Below are 22,348 nucleotides of genomic sequence, written 5' to 3'. Positions count from 1 at the left end.
CCTGGGTAAGGCGCAGCCTAACCCAGGTTCTTTTGTGTCATCTCGGATGCAACGAGGGTTCTCTTAGTATGGCATTGTGCTACAACTTAGAGAGCCCTTGCAAAGTTCGGGATGATGAGATTGCGCTACGCGTCACTCAAATTACAGCAAGAACTATTCTATGACTTCCTTTTTCTCTTCAAGGCTTCTCGAGAGCCCTAATTTCTCTTTCAAACGCGCGACAACATCGGGATCGTATTGTCTTGTAGTTTTATTTTTTACCATCACTGCCGTAGCTCTAGCAGGTTGTGCTGGTGCATTTAAGGTATTGTATGTTGAGGAGCGCACTGGATAAGTAGGAAAGTGGTCTTCAGCAGGTAACGATGGTTGACCTATTTTCGCTTGGAAGCTTGTATTTTGCTGCGATGAACTGACTTGATTTGGTGTTTTTTCCGTCAGAACTTTACGTGCATTTCGTACGCTTTTTTCAACACGCTTCTTAATCTTAACTGCAGCGTGCTCGGCTTCTTCTTCACTGACTTCACCAACAACGTTACCGTGCAAATCAATGCGCATTTCTCGCAACTTTAGGCACGCCAAATAATCAAGACGGCGGGTGAATAAAACCACGGCCTCCCTTAATTTACTTTTGGAAATACCTTGTTCTGCAGCGTTATCTGCATGCAGCAAGATATCATCCATAATCCCTATTTTTAATGGACGAATTCGTAATGAATTATCGAATGCTTCAGGAAAATGTGCAGCGAGCCATAACAATGCATCGGTTCGTGCTTTTTTAGACTTATTTTTTTGAGTTTTATTTATAACAGCGGTGCGTGGGTGCAGCTCCTGTTTTCTCATTAGAGTACCCTTGTTAGATAGTAAATGTCATTCCAGATTGGCCTTAAGAATGAGCGCACAATGTACAATGTTTAATGATTGTTTGCAAGCATTCTTAATCATGTTCAGTTACGGTGCATAAAAAGGAAAATAAGGCAGATCAGGCGAATAGTTGCTCAGTTTGATCAATGAGTAGAACAATGAACGGCTCTAGTAGAAAAATAGGTAATTATGGTCCTATAATGAAACAGGTCTTTTTGCAATGGCCATCATTTTTTGGTCTGTGCATTGATGTGATAACATGCATAATCCTTGATAAAACAGTTGAAACCCTAGTGAGCATCCTTCGCTTGCACAACTCGTTTCAACTGCTTTTGCTAAGATTATTTAATGACGGATTTAACGTTTCGATTAAAGCTTATGGGAGCACTATATGGTAAGCTTCATACAAAAAATGTTTATATTCTTCCTCGCTGTATTCTTTCCATGGATCATTTTTCTTATGAATGATAATCCTGGAGGCGCCTTTGTTGCCCTAGCTTTACAAGCAACAGTGATTGGATGGCCTTTTGCAACCATTTGGGCTTTGCGAACTCACTATCCTCCCCCAAAAGAAAAATCATAAATCATTTTATGAGGAGAACTATGTTAACGCGTGTTATTGTGAATGGGGCCAATGGTAAAATGGGCTCATTGGCTTGTGAGACTTTAGAGAATCACAAGGAATTTGAATTAGTTGCCCAACTTGGCAAACAAGATAATTTAGCGCAAGCAATTGAAGAGACTAAAGCACAAATTGTGGTTGATCTCACTCGTGCAGATTGTGTGTATCAAAATAGCCTTACTATTATCAAACATGGCGCACACCCAATTATTGGAACCTCAGGACTTCTTTCAGATCAAATTAAAGAATTAACCGCATTATGTGAAAGTCGTCGTCTGGGTGGCATCATTGTACCTAATTTTTCTATAAGTGCTGTTTTGATGATGCTTTTTGCGGCTAAGGCTGCTGAGTACTTTCCCGAGGTGGAAATTATTGAGGCGCATCATCAACAAAAACTTGATGCCCCATCGGGAACTGCGTTAAAAACTGCTGAAATGATTGCTGCAGCAAGAAAACATCCCAAAAATAAATTAAATCTCAAGGAATTGATCCCTGGTGCTCGTGGTGGAACCCATCGAGACGTCAGTATCCATTCGTTACGTCTTCCTGGTGTTATTGCCCGTCAACAAGTCATTTTCGGTAGTGTAGGTGAAACATTAACCATTACTGATGACTGTATTGATCGCCGTTGTTTTATGCCCGGGATTATTTTGTCCTGCCAAAAAGTCTTGGGATTATCTACATTAATTTACGGACTGGAGCATTTACTTTAACATCGAGACTCAGCCCGGCCAACGAAATGTACCGGGCTCTAGTTAATGATGAAAAGGTACCTCACTATGGTGTGATTGTTTCGATTTATTAAACAAGCTGCTCCACTCTTCGACGGTCCGGTCGACCAATCCAGCAAAAGGGAGTTGCTCTTCATTTGCCTTTAAAAGTGAGCGTAAACGTCCATAAACAGAATTTGTAGCCTCAGAACGGGATTCATCTGCTATAGGCCTATCTAATACGATTTGCAATATTTTTTCCAGCCGTACAAGATTATCTTTTCCAGAGGTAGGACTTAACATGAGTTCAGAAATTTGTTCTATTCCCTCAGGAGTTGTTGGCGACGTATCCGTAAAAAACAAAGTAGACCAACGTGAACTCGGTTCTGGGGTAAATAAACTTTTTTCGTTAATTAAAGGATGAAGCGCATCGTAAAGTCGATTACAATTTTTTTTGCCTAATTGTCGCGCCACTAAACGACATTTTAGGGTGTTTTTAGGTAATAAATATTCGTTTACTTTTTTATGACCACCCACAAAAATATTTTTTACTTCGTTATCCGTTGCAGCTCGGTCATCATCTCTAAGCGCTCGCTCACTATCGAGACGCTTTTTAATTTCAGTGGCAATATCTTCTGGTAAATACCATTCAGGAGTTTTAATGCCTTCAGAGCCCGGAGCATTATGTCCTGCATGTTCCTGTTGATGACGGCTCATATAAAGATCAGCGACCAGAGAAACAAAACGAATGCGATCTTTAGCTTCAGGTTCATCGAATATGGGCCAGCAGCCATAAAGCTCTCTATAAAGGAGCATTGCATCCGTATGGATGAGTTCAATGGCTTTTCTATCCTTACCACTCACACAAGATCCATAAGGATGCCCATCAATGGTCAAAATAATTAACTGTTCCAAAGAGCTCAAAAACAACTCTCTGCCAGCATAATCAAAAACCGTTGCGGAACCTGGTTTGGACTCTAAAACATTTTTATATTGATCCAGTAAAGTCTGTAGTCCAGGAGTTGTGGAAACGTATTTTTTCCCCACAGCCAATAAATTCAAACCGTCAGGATCATTTGACGGAGTATAGTAGATCCTTTTTGCTAAATTATAAGGATGATTATTTTGTTGAATGGGTTGAAGCTTTTCTCCCCGCTCTTGTGCATACTTCTCTCGCCGCTCTACCGCAGCCCGTGCTAATTTATACAAGGCCAAATCTGGAGGCAATGTGGGTAAAAAGTCTGTAATCCAGGTCGGTACATAGTCCACAGCATGAATTGGACTAATCAGCGTTTGTAATAATGCTGGTTGATCAGGTTTCACCTGCTCCATCACTTTAGCCAAATTAGAGTCGGAATGGCGTTGTTGTACTGCTGCAGGCCACTCCAACCCATCGCGTGTGGCAATATGGCTGGAACGGTAACGTTTTTTTGAGAGTTCGCGAATTACTTTTCCATCATGACTCATGCCCAATAAACTATGAGCGGCGTAATTTGCAGGCAAAGGCAGCGTACGATGACGGCTCGATAAAAAAGTAACCGCATCTTCTATTTTATCAAAACCTTGTAGTACGTGTTGCAAAAAAAACTGTTGGTGATGAGGCAATACCCAGTACCATTGCGGAAGACTGGAGATTTGTCCCACTGTATCCGCACTCTCGCTATTAAAACTCTCTCCTGTGATCAAATCTTTAAACTGATCCAGATTTTTGTCTAATTGAGCTGGATTCGCAGCCAAAAGCCGCATCATCTCTCGCAAATGCGGGCTCAACTCATTAAACCATTTGGGGAGTGGCAACAAATTACTAGCAATTTGTTCTAGATCCCTCTTTAAACTGATGGCTTTCTTTTTTATTGATGTCCAATTGATTTTAAAGTCAGTGAAATCCTGAACCACTTTCGTAGGACTACTAATGTCTCGATCCAGATGGTAAAAATAGGCTTGTTGATATTCAGGCAGCTTGGCTAGCCAGGATGGAGTTTTCGGATATTTCTGGGCTTTTATCTCTTTTAGTTCGTTAATTATTTCATCGTAGTAAGGAGGCAGCGATTCGTCCAATTGAAGGATATAACTGATATCCTCGCCCACTTTCAAAGGCATTAAAGTGGCCAAATCATTGCGACCATTCCGCATTAATTCATATTGTTCCGCCTCATTGAGCAGTTCAATCGCTTCTTCGTTAGAGGTACCCCAAGCCAAAGCAATCACTTCGATGAGTTTGGCAGTATATTTTTCTAACTCTTTATGTAACTTATCTGTTGCTCCTTTTGCATCTAAAGCCGAGTTTTTACAGTCCTCTACGTAATCACGTAACGTTTCCTTGGCCAAAAAATTACTCTGCGGAGGTAAGGGGTATGCGTCAAGAAGAAAATTGAACGCATTGTTAAGGCTATTGACCCGACGTCCGAAACTCCGATTATAATCAGGTTTCTGATGGTAAGTTTCTAAAACATAACCAGGAAAGCGTTTCTGTAATGAATTGAGTAATTCTGATGATAATTCGGTACCATGAGGTACACGTATAATAATTCCTTTTCCCATCGATTAATTTCCTTAACTACTTGCCTCGATTCAAAAATATTCAACAGTGCGATTCAAATAGAGGTCATTTTTAGTCCTAATCTCTTCGTTATTATTGTATAAATAATTCCATGAAACAATTACAATAATCACTTAATTTGATAAAAATAATAAAAAGGAGTTTGCTAATGGGCTACATTGTACAACATTATATTGGTGGTCAATTTATCAACGAAACGAACGCCACAAGCCACTCTATCTACAATCCTGCTTTGGGAGAAGTGATTGGTCAAGTTCATTTCGCGTCTACAGCACTTTGTGATAAAACAGTTGCTACCGCCAAAGAAGCAGGAATCGAATGGGCCCAGACTCCCGCCATAAAAAGAGCGCGCATCCTTTTTAAGTTCAGAGAATTATTAGAAAAAAATCAATTGGACCTGGCACGGATCATTACTCGTGAACATGGCAAAACTTTGGATGATGCCAAAGGTTCCGTAGCACGTGCTATCGAAGTAGTCGAATTACATTGTGGGATAGCCAATCACCTGCAAGGTGATTTTTCAGCCGATGTGACCCATGGCATTGATTGCCACACATTAAGACAACCATTAGGGGTGTGTGCCGGTGTTTCCCCTTTTAATTTCCCTGTAATGGTTCCTGTATGGATGATGATTCCTGCTATCGCTTGTGGCAATACATTCATATTAAAACCCTCTGAACAAGACCCTTCTGCCTCTGTCCGCTTGCTGGAATTATTAAGTGAAGCAGGGTTACCAGCGGGTGTAGCCAATTGTTTACATGGTGATAAAGCAACAGTAGACCATTTGCTCGCCCATCCCGACATTGCTGCGTTTACTGCGGTAGCCTCTACACCTGTTGCCCAACATATATATACTGCAGCAACATCGCATGGAAAACGTGCTCATACATTTGGGGGGGCTAAAAACCATTGCGTGGTCATGCCTGATGCCGACCTTGATCAAGCAGCTGCTGCGATTGTAGGCGCAGCTTATGGTTCTGCAGGTGAACGTTGTATGGCCATCTCCGTCGTTGTTACGGTAGGCGAACATACAGCGGATGCGTTAATTGACAAAATGACGCCACAAATTAAAGCGACTCGCATCAATGCTGGGGATGCTCCCAACACGGATATGGGACCATTAATTAGTGGAGTGCATCGAGAAAAAGTATTGGCAGCCGTAGATAAAGGAATAAGCGAGGGAGCCAAACTCATTATTGATGGCAGAGCATTTAAGCATCCTGAACACCCACAAGGGTTCTTCATGGGCCCCTGTCTTTTCGATTATGTGGATGAAAACATGTCCATTTATCAAAATGAGATTTTTGGTCCTGTTTTGGTGATTGTTCGTGTCAATCATTTTGAGGAGGCACTCGCCCTGGTGAATAGAAACCAGTACGGTAATGGCACCGCAATCTTCACACGGGATGGATTTAGTGCTCGCGAATACAGCCAACGCGTCCAGGTTGGCATGGTTGGGATTAACATTCCTATCCCTGTCCCTGTTGCCAATCATCCGTTTGGTGGTTGGAAACATTCTTCTTTTGGCGACAGTAATATGCACGGACAGGAAAGCATCCATTTCTATACCCGACGCAAAACCATCACCAGTAAATGGCCTGTTACTGAAATCAATGAAAGTGCTTTTATTATGCCAACGCATGATTAAAACAAGAGAAATAATTTCATGTGGCCTGAATAAAACGACACTGAACCCGGAACGCTTTGATAGAGAAGCCCCGGGTTAGGGCTTCGCTTTCACCCAGGCTACATTTTACAGCACATGGAGAACGCAATGGCAAAAATAGGATTTGTGGGACTTGGTCATATGGGTTTACCCATGGCCATCAATCTCGTTAAAGCAGGACATCAAGTGACCGGTTATGATGTGCAACAAAGCGCCTTGCATCATTTTTCCCAGGCAGGTGGCCTAGTCGCGCAAAACACCCTTGAAGTCGCTAGAGAACAAGATATATTAATTACGATGCTGCAAAACGGCCAGCAAGTATTAAATGTTTGTCATGGCAATAATGGATTATTCCAGGCAGCAAAAAAAGGAGCGTTGTTTATTGATTGCTCCACCATTGATGTCAACAGTTCGCGTGAACTGCATCACTTAGCCAAACAACACCAACTTCAAGTCGTTGATGCTCCTGTGTCTGGCGGAGTAGCTGGAGCCGGAGCAGCCACCTTAACCTTCATGGTGGGTGGTGAAGAAAATGCATTCCATGCCGCTCAGCCTATTTTGGCAACCATGGGACAGAAAATCATTCATACAGGTACTGCTGGCAGCGGACAAGCAGCGAAAATATGTAATAACATGATCCTTGGGATCTCGATGATTGCGATTTCAGAGGCATTTACTCTCGCAGAACACCTGCAACTGTCACCGCAAAAACTTTTTGAAGTAGTCACTAATGCTTCAGGACAATGCTGGGCAATGAGCAAATATGCACCAGTTCCAGGAGTTTTGGAAAACGTACCGGCCAATAATGATTACAAACCCGGATTTGCAGCAGCAATGATGCTTAAAGATTTATTGCTCAGCCAGGATTCAGCTCGATCAGTTAATGTGAGTACTCCTTTAGGTGCAAAAGCAACCACCATTTATCAACATTTTATCGACCAAGGCCTAGGCGATTCTGATTTTTCTGCAATTATTAAAATGATTTCTCAAGGTGAAGAGGTATAACATGCATGCTCATTTGCACTATCCAAAATTAACTCCAACTGAAGACTCCCTATGCGAGTTTTGGTCCGAAGTGGCCCAACAAACTGTAGATTGGCTCCAACCTTGGGATACCGTCCTCACCGGCAGCTTCAAACATGGGGATGTCACCTGGTTCAAAGGTGGAAAATTGAATGTCAGCATGAATTGTCTCGATCGCCATTTACCCCATAAAGCGAACCAGCCAGCGATTATTTGGGAAGGCGATGATCCCAGCCAACACAAAATCCTGAGTTTTGCTGAATTACATGCAGAAGTATGTCGCATGAGTAATGTGCTCAAACAGCTACAAGTAAAAAAGGGAGACAAAGTAGCGATTTACTTACCCATGATTCCTGAAGCAGCAATTGCCATGCTCGCTTGTACCCGTATTGGCGCCGTGCATACCGTCATATTTGCTGGTTTTTCTGCCCACGCGTTAAGACAACGCGTCATTGCTTCTGAATGCACTTGTTTGATCACGGCAAATCATTTTAATCGTGGTGGTAAATTAGTTAGTCTTAAGGAGCAGGTTGATGAAGCATGTAATGATCTTCCTTTGCAAAGACTCCTAATCAAAACCAGCGAGGATGCCGTTCCTTTTGATAAAAATAAAGATCATTGGTGGCATGAGCTCAAAACAAAAGTGAGCGCGCAGTGTGATCCAGAACCTATGGATGCAGAAGATCCCCTATTCATATTGTATACCTCTGGAAGTACCGGCCAACCGAAAGGAGTAGTGCATACAACAGGAGGTTATTTAGTACAAACTGCTTACACCCATCAATTAATCTTTAATTGTCAAGAAGATGAAGTGTTTTGGTGCACCGCGGATATAGGCTGGGTTACAGGGCATAGCTATGTGGTATATGGTCCGCTTTGTAATGGAATAACCACTCTAATTTATGAGGGAATCCCTACTTGGCCCGATTCTTCTAGGGACTGGCAAATCGTGGATAAGCATCAAGTCAATGTATTTTATACGGCACCCACCGCCATACGTGCTTTAATGCGTGCTGGCGATGAATGGTTAAACTCCAGCTCCCGACGCTCCTTACGATTACTTGGATCCGTTGGCGAGCCTATTAATCCCGAAGCATGGCAGTGGTATTATCAAAAAGTAGGCCAAAACAGATGCCCTATAGTAGATACCTGGTGGCAAACCGAAACTGGCGCCGTAATGATTAGTCCCAGAGCGGATGATGCCATCCATAAGCCTGGATCAGCGCGTCAACCCATCCCAGGCATCGTTCCTGTACTACTCAATGAACATGGTCACGAAATCATTGGCGCCGGCGAAGGATTTTTAGCAATAAAATATCCCTGGCCTTCTATGGCAAGAACGATTGCCGGTGATCACCAACGGTACTGCATGACCTATTTACACCATGGTTATTACATTACGGGAGATGGTGCAAAACGAGATGAAGATGGTGATTATTGGATTACCGGACGCGTGGATGATGTGATTAATGTTTCAGGACATCGCTTAGGCACTGCAGAAATCGAAAGTGCCCTGGTGAGCCATCCTGCTGTTGCTGAAGCAGCTGTAGTCGGTATTCCCCATGAGCTTAAAGGCCAAGGTATTTACGCCTATGTTATTTTAAAGCAAAATTATGTGGCTGATGCCAAATTACAGACGGAATTAATCCAGCAGGTCAATAAAGAAATAAGTCCTATAGCCAAGCCTGATGTCATTCATGTGGTGAGTGATTTACCCAAAACCCGCTCAGGCAAAATCATGCGTCGTATCTTACGTAAGATTGCGGGAAAGGAAATAGAGAGTCTTGATGAATTGGGGGATATATCCACTTTGGCAAACCCAAAAATCGTAGAGAAATTGTGGAAGGAGTCAAATCAATCTTAATACATTCATTTATCTATTAAAAATGTGGCCTGGGTGAAGGCGTCGCCGTAACCCGGGATTTCGAGAATATGAATGTCTTAACCTGGGCTTTTTGGTGCTGCATCCAGGCTATAATTGCACGCCCCAATATTGTAAATTTTTGACCAATTTGTCAAGTAAATGCAAAATATGTGTTGCTTTATATGCGAAATATAAGTAAAATTAGACACGTTTTAGCTACAAGTCAGATCCCCTAAAATGCAAGATGCCCCGGATTGTTTTGATTTTTCTCAGCTATCCTTGGAGGAAATAGCTCATTTACTCCAACGTTTTAGCTTGCGCCTCACTCCCGAAGAAGCCCTCACCATTCAGAATACCTTACTAAAAAGACCACCAACCTATGCTGAATGTGTCTTATGGTCAATTCAGGGTTCGGAACATTGTTCCTATAAAAGCAGTCGCAAACACCTTAACCAATTTAATACGAAAGCACCCCACGTCATCCTAGGCCCCAAAGAGGACGCCGGCATTGTGGCAGTAGCCACAGACAAACAAAATAGACGCTATGGTATTGTGGTCAGTCATGAATCACACAATCACCCCTCACAACTTGTACCCTTCGAAGGAGCGGCTACGGGAGTGGGTGGAAATGTGCGTGACGTATGCTGTATGGGTGCTGAAGTCATTGCCGTTGCAGACAGTTTGCGCTTTGGAGATATTAATCGTCCAAAAACAAAATGGATCCATCAAGGCGTAGTGCAAGGAATTGCGGGCTATGCCAATCCACTTGGTATCGCCAATCTCGGCGGTGATACATATTATGACGAAGCGTATAATGAAAATTGTCTCGTTACCGTAGTTACCTTAGGTGTAGTTAGAGAAGATCACATTATCCACTCCTATGCCCCCCCTAATGCAGAAGATTATCAATTTATATTGGTCGGTAAACCCACAGATAACAGTGGTTTTGGCGGTGCGGCTTTTGCTTCGGCCACGTTGAGTGAAGAGCAACAAGAACAAAATAAAGGCGCCGTACAAGAACCCAATGCGTTCTTGCAAAGACATATTCTTAAAGCAAATTATGCGATGTTTGAATTCCTGCGCGAAAAAAATCTCATTGATCGCGTTGGTTTCAAGGATTTAGGTGCTGGAGGAATTGCATGCGCCAGCGTTGAGTTGGCAGAGGCCAGTGGCTATGGGGCAGAAATCAACCTTGATTTGGTGCCAACCAGTATGAACAATTTATTACCTGCCGTGGTCTTATGTTCCGAAACACAGGAACGCTTTATGTGGGTTGTTCCCAAAGAATTGGTGGAGACCTTCTTAAACCATTACAACACGCGTTTTGCACTTCCAGAAATCTGCGATGGAGCACAAGCAACAGTAGTGGGTAAAATAAGAAATGATGGCTTATATGTCGTTAAAGCCCAAGCAAAAGAAATTGTCTCAGCGCGAGCAGAAGACATTACCCAAGGTATTCTTTACGATCGTCCCTACAGCTCAAAACAACACTCGCACAGTGAACCACAGCCTATTATCGTGAGTGATTTCAATGAAGAATTATTGAGTTTGCTTGCTCATGAAAACATTGCTTCACGTGCCCCCATTTATGAAAGTTATGATAAGCAGGTTCAAGGTCGTTCTATTGTGGAGCCAGGATGCGCTGATGCAGGAGTAATTGCCCCCTTTAATGAGGATAAGTATCCCGAAGAAATTCAGCGCACAGGCGTTGCCTTATCCGTCGATCATAATCCCCGTTACAATAAAATTGATGCCTATTGGGGAGCAGTGAATGCCGTCATCGAATCCGTGCGTAATATCATCGCAGTAGGTGCCTGGCCTCTCGCTTTGACCGACTGTTTGTGCTTCGGCAATCCCGAGAATACCGAGCAAATGGGTGAATTTGTTGACTCTGTGCGTGGGATAGTCGATGCGTGTCATGCGGTAAAAATGTTTACTGATCGCAGTGTAAGCCTCCCTATTATTTCAGGGAATGTGTCGCTGTATAACGAATCAGCCCAAGGCGCCATTCCACCAAGTCCTATTATCAGTTGCCTTGGTGCAATGAATGATTTATCCAAAACGGTCACTTATGATTTCAAGCATCCTAATTCAGTGCTTTTGATGGTTGGAGCACGTAAAGATGAATGTGGTGGCAGTGTGTATTATCAGTTACACAATCAACTGGGCAGCCAACTCCCTAAACCGGATCTTGCTGCATTTGCTGATGAGATCAGCGCAGTACATGCAGCCATGCAAGCAGATCTAGTATTGTCAGCTCATGATATTTCCGAAGGCGGCATCGCGGTTGCTCTCGCAGAAATGAGCTTTAAAAGTGAAATTGGAGTCAATGTTTTTATTTCCGGTGATTTGCCCAATGATAAAAAACTGTTTTCAGAAAGCGGCGGTTTCATCCTCGAAGTTTCCCCGGAAAATATAAGCATGCTGGAACAAATATTCCACCAATATTCTGTAGCGTTTCAAACTATAGGTGAAACCACAGCAACCCCAACCTTGATAATGAATTCGGTTATCAATCTGTCAATCAGTGCAGCCAAAACTGCCTGGAAAAATGGTTTAGTTGAGAGGCTCATATAATGTCAATTATTGATTATAAAGCTGCCGGTGTAGACATAGAAGCAGGCAATGAAGCAGTTCGTAGTATTAAAAAATCGGTAGAAAGCACGTTCTCGCCGCATGTACTGACCGGGATTGGCAGCTTTGGTGCCATGTACGATCTCAAAACCCTACTGCAAGATTACCAGCATCCGGTTTTGGTCCAAAGCATTGATGGTGTGGGTACCAAAATGATGGTCGCCAAAATGATGCAAAAATTCGATACCATCGGGATCGATTTAGTCAGCGCCACAACCAATGACATTATCGTTTTAGGTGCCAAACCGCTTACACTGCTTGATTACATTGCCAACGATAAATTAAAACCGGAAATTGTTGAGCAGATCATTAAAGGTATGGTCCAGGCCTGTAAAGAAAACCAAATTTCTTTAGTTGGTGGTGAAACTGCAGAAATGCCTGGTACTTATTTACCTGGCGAACTGGATTTGGTTGGAGTTATTACCGGGGTAGTTGAAAAAAATAAAGCGATTGAAGGCAAAACCATCTGTGAGGGCGATCTGCTGGTGTGTTTTCCTTCAAGTGGCTTGCATACCAATGGTTATTCATTAGCAAGAAAATTGCTCTTTGATGTTGCGGGTTACAAAGTAGAGTCACAATTTCAAGATTTTTCCCATAGTATTGGGGAAGAGCTTCTAACCCCACATATTAATTACACCAGACCGATTTTGAGTATTTTGGAAAAAAACATCGCCATTAAAGGCATGGCGCACATCACGGGTGGTGGTTTATTGGAGAACATTCCCCGTATTTTACCGCAACATTGTGGTGTAGAAATTCATAAAAATCGGATTCCTGAACTACCTATATTCAATTTATTACGTAAGTTAGGGCATCTGGATGATGAGCATATGTATCGTACGTTTAATATGGGCGCGGGTTTGGTTCTTTTTATAGCACCAGAAACATTATCTGCTGTACGCGAAGTACTCCGTGATTTTCCATCGTTCCCTCTTTATGAAATTGGACAGGTTGTAAGAGGAGATCAAAGGGTGAAACTGTTATGATACGCATTGGTTTAATTCAATTTCCAGGTTCCAATTGTGAACGAGAAACGGCGCTTGCGGTCAAACGCGTTGGCATGGAGCCCGTAGAGTTTTTATGGAATGAACCTCTAGAGAAGCTACGTCAATTAGATGGTTATATCCTTATTGGGGGTTTTTCTTATGAAGATCGTTCCCGGGCAGGAATTATTGCCGCACTTGATCCCGTAATTCAAGAAATTAAAGCCCAGAGTGAACAAGGCAAACCGGTGTTTGGGATCTGCAATGGAGCCCAAATACTCGTCGAATCAGGTTTAGTGCCCGGCTTTGACCAGGATGAGATTAGTATGGCACTGACTGAAAATAAGCGCATTGCCAATGGCAAAATAGTAGGCACTGGTTTTTATAATGCCTGGGTGCACATGCGATTAGCAGAAAATCATCAACATAATGCATTTACCCGTCATCTTAAAACCACCGATTTAATTCATCTTCCTATTGCCCATGCGCAAGGACGTTTTTTAATGCCTGATTCTTTGTTAAAGAAAATAGAACAGCATGGTTTAAATTTATTTCAATATTGCGATGCTGAAGGCAAGATTATTGATAATTTCCCAATTAATCCCAATGGCTCTGCAGGAAATATTGCCGCCATTACCAATCAGGCTGGAAATGTTATGGCGATGATGCCGCATCCAGAGCGCACGATTAATGGTGATCCAATTTTTGCTTCCATGCGTGATTATATCAAAGAACGTACTGGTCGCTTGGGTGTCGATGCAGCCGCTCCAGAGTCCTCGCGTGAATGGGATTCTGCAAACAAGGCGCGGGAAGGAATCGCCGTCCACCTAAAAAATTTCAATAAAAATCCAACCAGTCATCTTTGTCTGGTCAAACTCATTATCACAGACAACCAAGCTTTGACGGTACAAAAAACCTTAAGACGCTTAGGATTTCCGGTAACAGTGAATCGTTTTGAACACTGGGAAATTGATTGTGATTCTGCAGACGAGTTTGCACAGCTCAAAAATACTGGACTTTTATATTCGGATCGAAAAGAGCGAGAAGTTTCCTTTAACGAGCTCAACTCGAACAATACTTTCGCGTATCTCGTTCGTGCAAAAGAAGACCTAAAAGGACAACAAACGCTACAAACGCTGAATACCCACTATGAATTACCAAAAATTAATACAATTAATCACGGTGTTTTATGGCAGTTTACTAGCGAGGAAACTGATGTTTCTACGTTAATAGACCCTATTTTGTTAACTCACATCATTGGAAATCCCTATGCTCATGAATGCTACCGATACAACCACGCGTTATGACAACGAAATTCGAGAGGCTTTAGCTTTTTGCTTGGATCAAACGAATTTACCTGTAGGCAAAAAATATCAAGGAAAAGTAAGAGATGCATATGATTTGGGTAATTACCTCATGCTCGTTACTACTGATAGGCTCACCGCCTTTGATCGGCATCTAGCCCTCATCCCTTACAAAGGTGCGGTACTTAATTTAACCAGTGCGTGGTGGTTTGAACAGACCAAAAATCTTGTTCCTAATCACATCATTGCGGTTCCTGATCCTAATGTGGTTATTGCCAAAAAATGCTCCGTTTTTCCGATTGAATTTGTAGTAAGAGGTTATATTAGTGGCACAACCGGTACTTCGCTTTGGACTCAATATCAAAATGGGGTGCGTGAATATTGTGGGATTACTTTTCCTGAAGGATTAAGAAAAAACCAGCAATTGGAACAGCCGGTTTTGACGCCAACCACTAAAGAAAAAATTCATGACCGCCCTATTGCGCCAGCTGAAATTATTTCTGAGGGATGGATGAGCGAAGCGGATTGGTTCGAAGCCAGTGCTTTAGCACTGAAACTGTTTCAACGTGGTGCTGAAATCGCTAAAAATCATGGTTTGATTCTAGTAGATACCAAATATGAGTTTGGCCGTGATGCAGAGGGGAACATTATCGTAGTGGATGAAATCCATACACCCGACTCTAGTCGTTATTGGCTTGCCGACAGTTATCATGACCGCATTACCGCAGGATTAGAACCCGAAAATATTGATAAGGAATTCTTGCGACTGTGGTTTGCAAAAAATTCAGACCCTTATCATGATGAGCAACTTCCGCAAGCACCACAAGAATTAATTGAAGAGCTCTCATCACGCTACATTCAGTTGTATGAACGAATCACAGGTAAAAAGTTCAGCTTTGCGGAACATAAAGAACCTGCTGAGCAACGGATCATGCGCCATATTGCAAATTACTTGGGATAACATAACCAATGTGTGGGATAGTAGGTATTTACAGTCACGAACCAGTAGCCTCTGAATTATATGAGAGTCTTATCCATTTACAACATCGAGGTCAGGATGCCGCTGGCATCCTGACTTGTGATCAGCGGTTCTACACCAAACATGGATTGGGTTTGGTACGTGAAATTTTTACGCCAGACAATGTTTCCCCGCTCATGGGTAATATCGGCATTGGTCATGTTCGTTATCCTACCGCAGGCGGTTATACGGAAACCGATGTCCAACCCTTATGGATTGGCAGCCCCCGTGGCATAGCGCTGGCACATAATGGCAATTTGTCGAATTACCAAGAGTTGGCCGATGAAATTCGTTTAAAACAACATCGACATCTCAACACGTCCCTCGATTCGGAAGCCCTATTACTGATGCTTGCCGATAATCTGGCCAGTAATGCCGCCAGTAATGAGGAAAACAATGAAAGCTTTTTCGAGCTACTGACCAAAGCAGTCTCACATATTTTTGAACGCATGGAAGGAGCTTATTCGATTGTTTCTGTGATTATTGGCAAGGGACTGGTTGCCTTTCGTGACCCCCACGGGATTCGCCCTTTAGTTTGGGGAACACGTGAAAATCCTGATGGAACTGTAGATACAATTTTTGCATCAGAAACCACCCCTTTTTATGCCTTAGGCTTTGAGCCCAAAGGAGATATTTTACCTGGCGAAGTTGCCTTTATTGATTTAAAGGGTACGATGCACCGCCGCGTTTTGAAGACGCAAGAATTCAGACCTTGTGTTTTCGAATATGTTTATTTCGCCCGCCCAGATGCAACGCTCAATAACGTCAGTGTTTACCGTTCGCGTTTGCGGATGGGACAGAATTTGGCGATCCAATGGAAGAAAAAGCATCCCGATCTTATCCCAGATATTGTTATCCCTGCGCCGTTCACGGCCAATACCGCCGCGTTGTCTTTTGCCAGCGAATTAGGGGTCCGGTATTCTGAGGGGCTGTATAAAAATCCTTTTATAGGCCGTACGTTTATTATGCCCAATCAAAAGGCCAGAAGTCGGAATATTCGTTACAAACTAACCCCGCAACCAACGGAAATTAAAAATAAAATAGTCATGATTATCGATGACAGTATTGTTCGAGGCACCACCTCTCGCGAAATTGTCAAAATGGTAAGAGAGTCTGGAGCGAAACAAATTTATTTTGCCTCCACGTCACCCGCACTTAAAAATCCCTGCTTTAGTGGAATTGATATTCCCTCACGCAAAGAGTTAATTGCTGCAAATCAAAGTGAGGATGAAATTGCCAACTATCTCGGGGTGGATGCGTTACTCTATCAATCCCACGAGGACTTGATTGAAGCCGTAACGCGTCGGGGGGAACATCAAATCAAGAAACCCTGCATGGCGTGTATGGATGGCGATTACTTTTGTAAAAAGCTCACTGCAGAAAAAATGAATCAACTTGAACTACAACGTGAAACAAGTAGAGGTATTTCCCCAAAAAAAGAGGACATTGAATGAACATTCTTGTTATCGGTTCTGGTGCGCGTGAGCATGCACTCATCAAAGCACTACACCGCTCACCACAACGACCTTCATTATTTTGTTATGGGACGGCAATCAACCCAGGCATCCATCATCTCACGGAGCACTATGCTGCTGGAGATATTACCGATTGCGCTGCCGTTGTCTCTAAGGCAAAACACTGGCATATTGAATTAGCGATTATTGGCCCAGAAGCCCCTCTTGAACAAGGCATGGCGGATGCATTATGGCAAGCAGGAATTCCAACCATCGGCCCGAAAAAAGAATTGGCGCAAATTGAAACCTCTAAAGAGTTTGCCCGTGATTTAATGAAAAAGCATCATATTGCCGGTCTGCCACGTTATCAAAAATTTACCACACTCAATCAAGTTGAAACATTCCTCTCTGAGCTTGGGGAAGGCAATTACGTCATTAAAGCCAATGGCTTAATGGGGGGCAAAGGGGTTAAAGTCGCAGGGGAGCATTTGCACTCAATTGCGGAGGCCTTACTTTTTTGTCAGGAAATTCTTGATAAAAAGCAAACGATTCTCATCGAAGAAAAACTCATTGGCCAGGAATTTTCCTTCATGTGTTTTGCTGATGGCAAAAAACTCATCCCCATGCCTTTAGTGCAAGATCATAAACGCGCTTATAACGGCGATCGAGGTCCTAATACGGGCGGTATGGGCAGTTATTCAGACACCGACCATCGCTTGCCTTTTTTAACGCCTCACGACGTACACGAAGCCCTAGCGATTAACAACGCTGTCTTTCAGGCATTGTCTTCTGAATATGATGAACCTTATATTGGCATTTTATATGGCAGCTTTATTGCGACTAAAAACGGAATTTATGTCATTGAATTTAACGCCCGCTTTGGCGATCCCGAATCATTAAATGTATTATCGATTTTAGAATCTGATTTTGTTACCGTTTGCCAAGCAATGATTCATGGCAACTTAAGCGATGATAAGGTCCGATTTTCCAAACAGGCAACAGTGTGTAAATATGCAGTTCCTGAAGGCTATCCTGATACCCCAAAGAAGAATTTTGTCGTTGATTTTTCAAAAGTAGTTTGCCAGGATCATCTCTACCTTTCTTCAGTCAATCAGGTCGATCAGCAAATCATTGCTGAAGGTTCGCGTACTGCAGCTTATGTAGGAATTGCCGATTCCATTGTCGCTGCTGAAATAAAAGCGGAAGGTGAAATTTCATCCATTGAAGGGCCTTTATTTCATCGTGAAGACATCGGTACACAACAATTAATTCAGCAACGTATTGATCATATGCAAAGGATACGCGCCTCATGATTCGCATTGCCGTACTTGGTTCCACTCGCGGTACTAATTTAAACGCCGTGGTTGCTGCAATAAAGCAGCAGCGTTTACCTGCAACAATCGAGCTGGTTTTAAGCAATAAAGCAGATGCTCCCATTTTGGAAAAAGCAGAAAATTTCGGACTCAAATCCCTGTTTATTAATCCTCAGGGATTAAGTCGCAGCGATTTTGACCATTCGTTATCCGAGATACTCAAACAACATTGCATAGAGCTCATTGTTTTAATTGGCTATATGCGTATATTATCTGCTGAGTTTGTCGCGAATTGGGAACATAAAATAATCAACGTTCATCCTTCTTTATTGCCTGCTTATGCAGGATTAATGAACCTGGATGTGCACCAAGCCGTTTTAGATGGGGCTGAAATTGAAACTGGCTGCACCGTGCACTTTGTCACGGAACAGGTCGATGCTGGCCCAATTATTGTACAAAAGAAATGCCCTGTTTTGGCAGGCGATACTCCCGAGTTGTTGAAAACCAGAGTACAGGAACTGGAAGGAGAGGCTTTGATTGAAGCGATATACACCATTGCAACTTCCGACAAGGCTCCATGTAAATAATAGAGGTGAATATGTCAAATATACTTGTATCAATACTGATGGGCTCGAAATCGGATTGGGCCATTATGGAAGAAGCCAGCTTAACTCTGGAACAATTTAATATTCCTCATGAGGTACGTGCTTTATCCGCACACCGCACCCCCGATGCGTTATTCGATTATCTCAAATCAGCAGAACAACGTGGCGTAGAACTCTTTATCGCTGCAGCAGGTGGCGCAGCGCATTTGCCCGGTGTTGTTGCTGCGAAAACCATAGTACCTGTTTTAGGTGTCCCCATGCCCTCATCGACCTTCACGAATGGTCTTGATGCACTGTTATCCATAGTCCAAATGCCCGCAGGAATCCCCGTAGGCACTCTTGCAGTGGGGAAAGCAGGCGCTATCAATGCGGCAATTTTGGCAGTAACGATCCTGGGCAATAAGTATCCCGAGTATCGCGAGGCGATTAAAAAATATCGTGCCGCTCAAGCAGAAAAAGTATTGGACAATGCGGAAATTAAGGGCTAACTAGAGAATGGATTATAGAAAATTCATCTCTCCATCCAGTTTGTAGTCCGGTTGCTTGCAACCAGACTACACTAATTCAAACCATTGATTGAGCAAAGCAATCAATTCCGCAACCCCTTCTTTCTTCAAGGAAGAAAAAGATTGCACGGTGATTAAATGCTCCGCCAAGTCATAATGCTTGCGTACTTTTAATAGGGTGTTCTTTACATCGCTGCGGCTTAATTTATCCGACTTAGTCAGTAAAATATGTACCGGAAGCTCTCGCTCCAAAGCCCAATCGATCATCATCACGTCCAAATCCTTTAACGGATGACGGATGTCCATTAATAAGATCAACCCTTTTAAGCTTTTTCTGACTTCAAGATAATGTGCTAAATTTTTTTGCCAATCCATTTTCACTTGTAAGGCGACTTTGGCATAGCCATAGCCGGGTAAATCAACAAGACGACGCTCTGTATCGATCTCAAATAAGTTAATTAATTGGGTGCGGCCGGGTGTTTTACTGGTTCGTGCCAAATTTTTGATGCCGGTTAAACAGTTTAAGGCACTTGACTTGCCGGCATTGGAGCGGCCGGCAAAAGCAACTTCATATCCTGAGTCCTCGGGCAGATGGGATACGCGTGCAGCACTTTTTAAGAATATTGCTTTAGAATAAGGATTTTCTGACATATGAATTATAATATTTCGGATTTCAACCAAGGCAGTGTACCATTACTTCAAGAATTTATTATGAGAAATCGATGAAAAAATTTGTACTCACTTTTCTTCTCGGTGTACCACTCACCCTTTTTGCCCAAGAAAATGCTAACTCCGTTGCAAATAAAGCAGCTGTTTGTACCGCATGTCATGGTCCACAAGGCAATAGTCCCAATCCTGATTGGCCTAATATCGCAGGACAACATCCCAAATATTTTATAAAACAGCTTAAAGACATCAAAGAGGGTACCCTTCGCAATGTTCCTACCATGCAGGCTATTGTTGCGATGCTGAACGAGCAGGACATGGATGACTTGGCAGCATATTATGCTAAAATGCCTCTTGCTCAAGGCAGCACCCCTGAAAAATTTCTCACCCGTGGTGAGCAGATTTACCGTGGTGGAGATTTTACAAAAAGGATTACAGCATGTATTGCCTGTCATGGTCCTAAAGGGACAGGTAACTCCCAAGCGGGCTTTCCGGTGCTTTCGGGGCAACATGCTGCTTATACCGTTTTGCAACTCAATGCATTTAAAGACGGTAAGAGAAAAAATGATTTAAACCATATCATGCAAGATATTAGTAGTAGAATGAGCCAAGATGATATGGAAGCAGTAGCACATTATATTGAAGGGTTACATTAGGAAATTAAATTATGTTAAAAAAATTAATCGCTGTATTCTTGCTCTTGCCCGCAATGGCTCTAGCCGCTTCATTTGTTGAAGGTAAGGATTATCAAGTTGTGAGTAATCCCCAAGCCACCAATAAAAATAAAACCCCCATTATTGAAGAGTTTTTTAGTTATGGCTGTCCTTGGTGTTATAAAATAGAAGCACCTTTAGATGAATGGGTGAGTAAAATGGGTAATAACATCCAATTCGAACGCGTCCCTGTCGTCTTCAAGCCTACTTGGGAGCTTTATGCCAAGGCCTACTACACTGCAAAAACACTGGCACTTTCGGATAAAATGGATCCATTACTCTTTAAAGCCATACAAGTAGAGAAAAAACCGTTAGAATCAAAACAAGCGATGATCAATTTCTTTATTACTCAAGGGGTTGATAAGGAAATTGCAAAAAGTGCCTTTGAAAATTCGCCAACAATCGATATGCGTGTGCAAAATGGAATGAGCCTCATGGGCACTTATCAAATTAATGCGGTCCCCGCTTTTGTAGTGAATAATAAATATAAAACTGATTTACAAATGGCAGGGAGTCCGGAACGTTTACTGGAAATACTGAATTACCTCTCTCGCAAAGGGTAATCTGCCTTATGCATGCTGGCCGTAAGGGTGGCGATGCGGTAAATACCCCCTAACCCTCTCCCCCAAGGTGGGGTGTAGGTGAAATAATATTTAGATAACATTAAAAATCCCCTCCCCCACTCGTGGGAGAGGGTTAGGGTGAGGGGATATTTTGACCTATTTTCTTCACCTGATAGACATAGACCAACTCAAGACATGCTTTTCGGTCAGCATAGGCTCATGCAAATGAATGTCCTGATGGGTTTCGTAGTTAAAGAACATTGGTCATCGTACTTTTCGGATAAATCAGTTCTTTTGCGCTAGCTAAACCCAACATCTCCCCTAACACATTGGTTAGCACATTTAATGTTTGTTTTAATATTTTTGTAAGCGGACTTGAAACAAAGCCACTCAAAACAGGATTGTCCCGCTTATAAAACTCACTCCCTCTTTCCATAAGCTCCGATGCTGTTCTACAAAACGCAACTAACTCCTTCACATTTTTGTAATCAAATAATTGTTTAAAATGAGTTTTGAATTCTTCTTGTAGCTTCTCATCACCTTTACTTAACAACACACCTTGGTCTATAAAAAAACCGGCATAGTTTCTGGGATTAGTTAATTTTAAATACTCATGGAAATACGCTTCTAAGCTAGGCTTTACCTTATTCAGCTGCGTAGAAATATATATTTGCTCAAGGATCTGGGTAAACGGTTGCTCAATATTTGCTTTTTTGAGGGCAGAAACTTCTAAATAAGCAAGTCCCAATTCATCGGCGAATTGCTGTGCCTGTTCGGTGGGTATTTCTCGACGATGGGTGATATCTGCTTTACAACCCACGAGTAGTATAGGTACATTTTTTTTAGCTGACCGTAAACGCTCAATATATTCTTTGGTATTCTGTAACGATCCCTTTTGTGAGAGATCAAAGCAAATCAAGGCGCCATCCACCGTACGAAAATAGGAGTCTACTACTTTTTGTAATCTAGGAGCCCCCGATGCATCCCAGATCCGTAATTGTATTTTTTTATTAAAGGCATTTATCCATTGTATTTTTTGATCAACACCCATGGTGCTCATATATTCATCAAAAGGATGAAGGGTGCCCCCACAATAGGTATGCATCAAACTGGACTTCCCTACAGCATTATCTCCAAGAAGAATTACTTTGAAGTGCTCATCATATTCTCTTTTGTGCTCCATGCTAAATAACCTTAGATCAGCTTGAACAAAAATCATAACGAATTATTGGTGTTAATTTAAGTGTTCTTTGAACTTATAGTTATTAATTGGTGCACAGTGA

At 42.4% G+C, this 22,348-nt stretch carries 19 protein-coding genes; 15 read left to right on the top strand and 4 right to left on the bottom strand.

Going from position 1 to position 22,348, the window contains the following annotated elements; translation table 11 throughout:
• Nucleotides 1-153: 153 nt before the first annotated feature.
• Nucleotides 154-840, bottom strand: coding sequence for a ProQ/FinO family protein (locus OQJ26_RS10655; protein WP_265703815.1), 687 nt, complete (start codon nucleotides 838-840; stop codon nucleotides 154-156).
• A gap of 412 nt (nucleotides 841-1,252) precedes the next feature.
• Between OQJ26_RS10655 and OQJ26_RS19400 the strand changes: the two genes are divergently transcribed.
• Together OQJ26_RS19400 and dapB are read left to right on the top strand one after the other, a co-directional pair.
• Nucleotides 1,253-1,444 (top strand): hypothetical protein, encoded by a 192-nt coding sequence (locus OQJ26_RS19400; RefSeq protein WP_322783963.1) that lies wholly within the window; start codon nucleotides 1,253-1,255, stop codon nucleotides 1,442-1,444.
• A 20-nt stretch (nucleotides 1,445-1,464) separates the two neighbouring features.
• Nucleotides 1,465-2,196, top strand: coding sequence for a 4-hydroxy-tetrahydrodipicolinate reductase (gene dapB / locus OQJ26_RS10645; RefSeq protein ID WP_265703813.1), 732 nt, complete (start codon nucleotides 1,465-1,467; stop codon nucleotides 2,194-2,196).
• A 42-nt stretch (nucleotides 2,197-2,238) separates the two neighbouring features.
• Here the strand turns inward: dapB and OQJ26_RS10640 are convergent, their stop codons facing one another.
• On the bottom strand, nucleotides 2,239-4,734 hold the full coding sequence (locus tag OQJ26_RS10640) for an oxidoreductase (protein ID WP_265703812.1): 2,496 nt from the start codon (nucleotides 4,732-4,734) through the stop codon (nucleotides 2,239-2,241).
• A gap of 167 nt (nucleotides 4,735-4,901) precedes the next feature.
• On the opposite strand from OQJ26_RS10640, the gene OQJ26_RS10635 reads away from it, so the two are divergent.
• From OQJ26_RS10635 to purE, 11 genes are all read left to right on the top strand, one after another.
• Nucleotides 4,902-6,401, top strand: a complete 1,500-nt coding sequence (locus OQJ26_RS10635) for a CoA-acylating methylmalonate-semialdehyde dehydrogenase (protein ID WP_265703811.1) — start codon at nucleotides 4,902-4,904, stop codon at nucleotides 6,399-6,401.
• 126 nt (nucleotides 6,402-6,527) lie between these two features.
• Entirely contained in the window at nucleotides 6,528-7,424 is an 897-nt protein-coding gene (gene mmsB, locus OQJ26_RS10630) for a 3-hydroxyisobutyrate dehydrogenase (protein ID WP_265703810.1), read from the top strand.
• A 1-nt stretch (nucleotide 7,425) separates the two neighbouring features.
• A complete protein-coding gene (gene acs, locus OQJ26_RS10625) occupies nucleotides 7,426-9,306 on the top strand; it encodes an acetate--CoA ligase (protein WP_265703809.1) in 1,881 nt (626 codons plus the stop codon).
• 237 nt (nucleotides 9,307-9,543) lie between these two features.
• Nucleotides 9,544-11,883, top strand: coding sequence for a phosphoribosylformylglycinamidine synthase subunit PurL (purL, locus tag OQJ26_RS10620; protein WP_265703807.1), 2,340 nt, complete (start codon nucleotides 9,544-9,546; stop codon nucleotides 11,881-11,883).
• Nucleotides 11,883-12,926 carry a phosphoribosylformylglycinamidine cyclo-ligase gene (purM, locus tag OQJ26_RS10615; RefSeq protein ID WP_265703806.1) on the top strand — a complete coding sequence of 348 codons (1,044 nt, stop codon included), beginning with the start codon at nucleotides 11,883-11,885 and terminating at the stop codon, nucleotides 12,924-12,926. The genes purL and purM overlap by 1 nt, the downstream gene beginning before the upstream one ends.
• A complete protein-coding gene (gene purQ / locus OQJ26_RS10610) occupies nucleotides 12,923-14,230 on the top strand; it encodes a phosphoribosylformylglycinamidine synthase I (protein WP_265703805.1) in 1,308 nt (435 codons plus the stop codon). Before purM ends, purQ begins: the two co-directional genes overlap by 4 nt.
• Nucleotides 14,193-15,188 carry a phosphoribosylaminoimidazolesuccinocarboxamide synthase gene (locus OQJ26_RS10605; RefSeq protein WP_265703804.1) on the top strand — a complete coding sequence of 332 codons (996 nt, stop codon included), beginning with the start codon at nucleotides 14,193-14,195 and terminating at the stop codon, nucleotides 15,186-15,188. The genes purQ and OQJ26_RS10605 overlap by 38 nt, the downstream gene beginning before the upstream one ends.
• 8 nt (nucleotides 15,189-15,196) lie before the next feature.
• A complete protein-coding gene (gene purF, locus OQJ26_RS10600) occupies nucleotides 15,197-16,699 on the top strand; it encodes an amidophosphoribosyltransferase (RefSeq protein ID WP_265703803.1) in 1,503 nt (500 codons plus the stop codon).
• The gene (gene purD / locus OQJ26_RS10595; RefSeq protein ID WP_265703802.1) at nucleotides 16,696-18,012 is read left to right on the top strand and encodes a phosphoribosylamine--glycine ligase; all 1,317 of its coding nucleotides are present in this window, start codon (nucleotides 16,696-16,698) and stop codon (nucleotides 18,010-18,012) included. The genes purF and purD overlap by 4 nt, the downstream gene beginning before the upstream one ends.
• A complete protein-coding gene (purN, locus tag OQJ26_RS10590) occupies nucleotides 18,009-18,599 on the top strand; it encodes a phosphoribosylglycinamide formyltransferase (protein WP_265703801.1) in 591 nt (196 codons plus the stop codon). The genes purD and purN overlap by 4 nt, the downstream gene beginning before the upstream one ends.
• An 11-nt stretch (nucleotides 18,600-18,610) precedes the next feature.
• Complete coding sequence (gene purE, locus OQJ26_RS10585) at nucleotides 18,611-19,105, top strand: 5-(carboxyamino)imidazole ribonucleotide mutase (protein ID WP_265703800.1); 495 nt, start codon at nucleotides 18,611-18,613, stop codon at nucleotides 19,103-19,105.
• 66 nt (nucleotides 19,106-19,171) lie between these two features.
• Here the strand turns inward: purE and yihA are convergent, their stop codons facing one another.
• The gene (yihA, locus tag OQJ26_RS10580) at nucleotides 19,172-19,774 is read right to left on the bottom strand and encodes a ribosome biogenesis GTP-binding protein YihA/YsxC (protein WP_265703799.1); all 603 of its coding nucleotides are present in this window, start codon (nucleotides 19,772-19,774) and stop codon (nucleotides 19,172-19,174) included.
• 71 nt (nucleotides 19,775-19,845) lie between these two features.
• On the opposite strand from yihA, the gene OQJ26_RS10575 reads away from it, so the two are divergent.
• Together OQJ26_RS10575 and OQJ26_RS10570 are read left to right on the top strand one after the other, a co-directional pair.
• Nucleotides 19,846-20,445: a c-type cytochrome gene (locus OQJ26_RS10575; protein WP_265703798.1), complete on the top strand. Its 600-nt coding sequence runs from the start codon at nucleotides 19,846-19,848 to the stop codon at nucleotides 20,443-20,445.
• Nucleotides 20,446-20,456: 11 nt separating this feature from the next.
• Nucleotides 20,457-21,065, top strand: coding sequence for a thiol:disulfide interchange protein DsbA/DsbL (locus OQJ26_RS10570; RefSeq protein WP_265703797.1), 609 nt, complete (start codon nucleotides 20,457-20,459; stop codon nucleotides 21,063-21,065).
• A 250-nt stretch (nucleotides 21,066-21,315) separates the two neighbouring features.
• Here OQJ26_RS10570 and OQJ26_RS10565 read toward each other — a convergent pair whose 3' ends face one another.
• Entirely contained in the window at nucleotides 21,316-22,248 is a 933-nt protein-coding gene (locus tag OQJ26_RS10565; protein WP_265703796.1) for a Rab family GTPase, read from the bottom strand.
• Nucleotides 22,249-22,348: the final 100 nt, after the last annotated feature.

The organism is Legionella sheltonii, assembly GCF_026191355.1.
GTDB lineage: Bacteria > Pseudomonadota > Gammaproteobacteria > Legionellales > Legionellaceae > Legionella > Legionella sheltonii.
The sequence above is the reverse complement of the archived record's forward strand: the minus strand, read 5'-3'. Positions and strand labels throughout refer to the sequence as shown.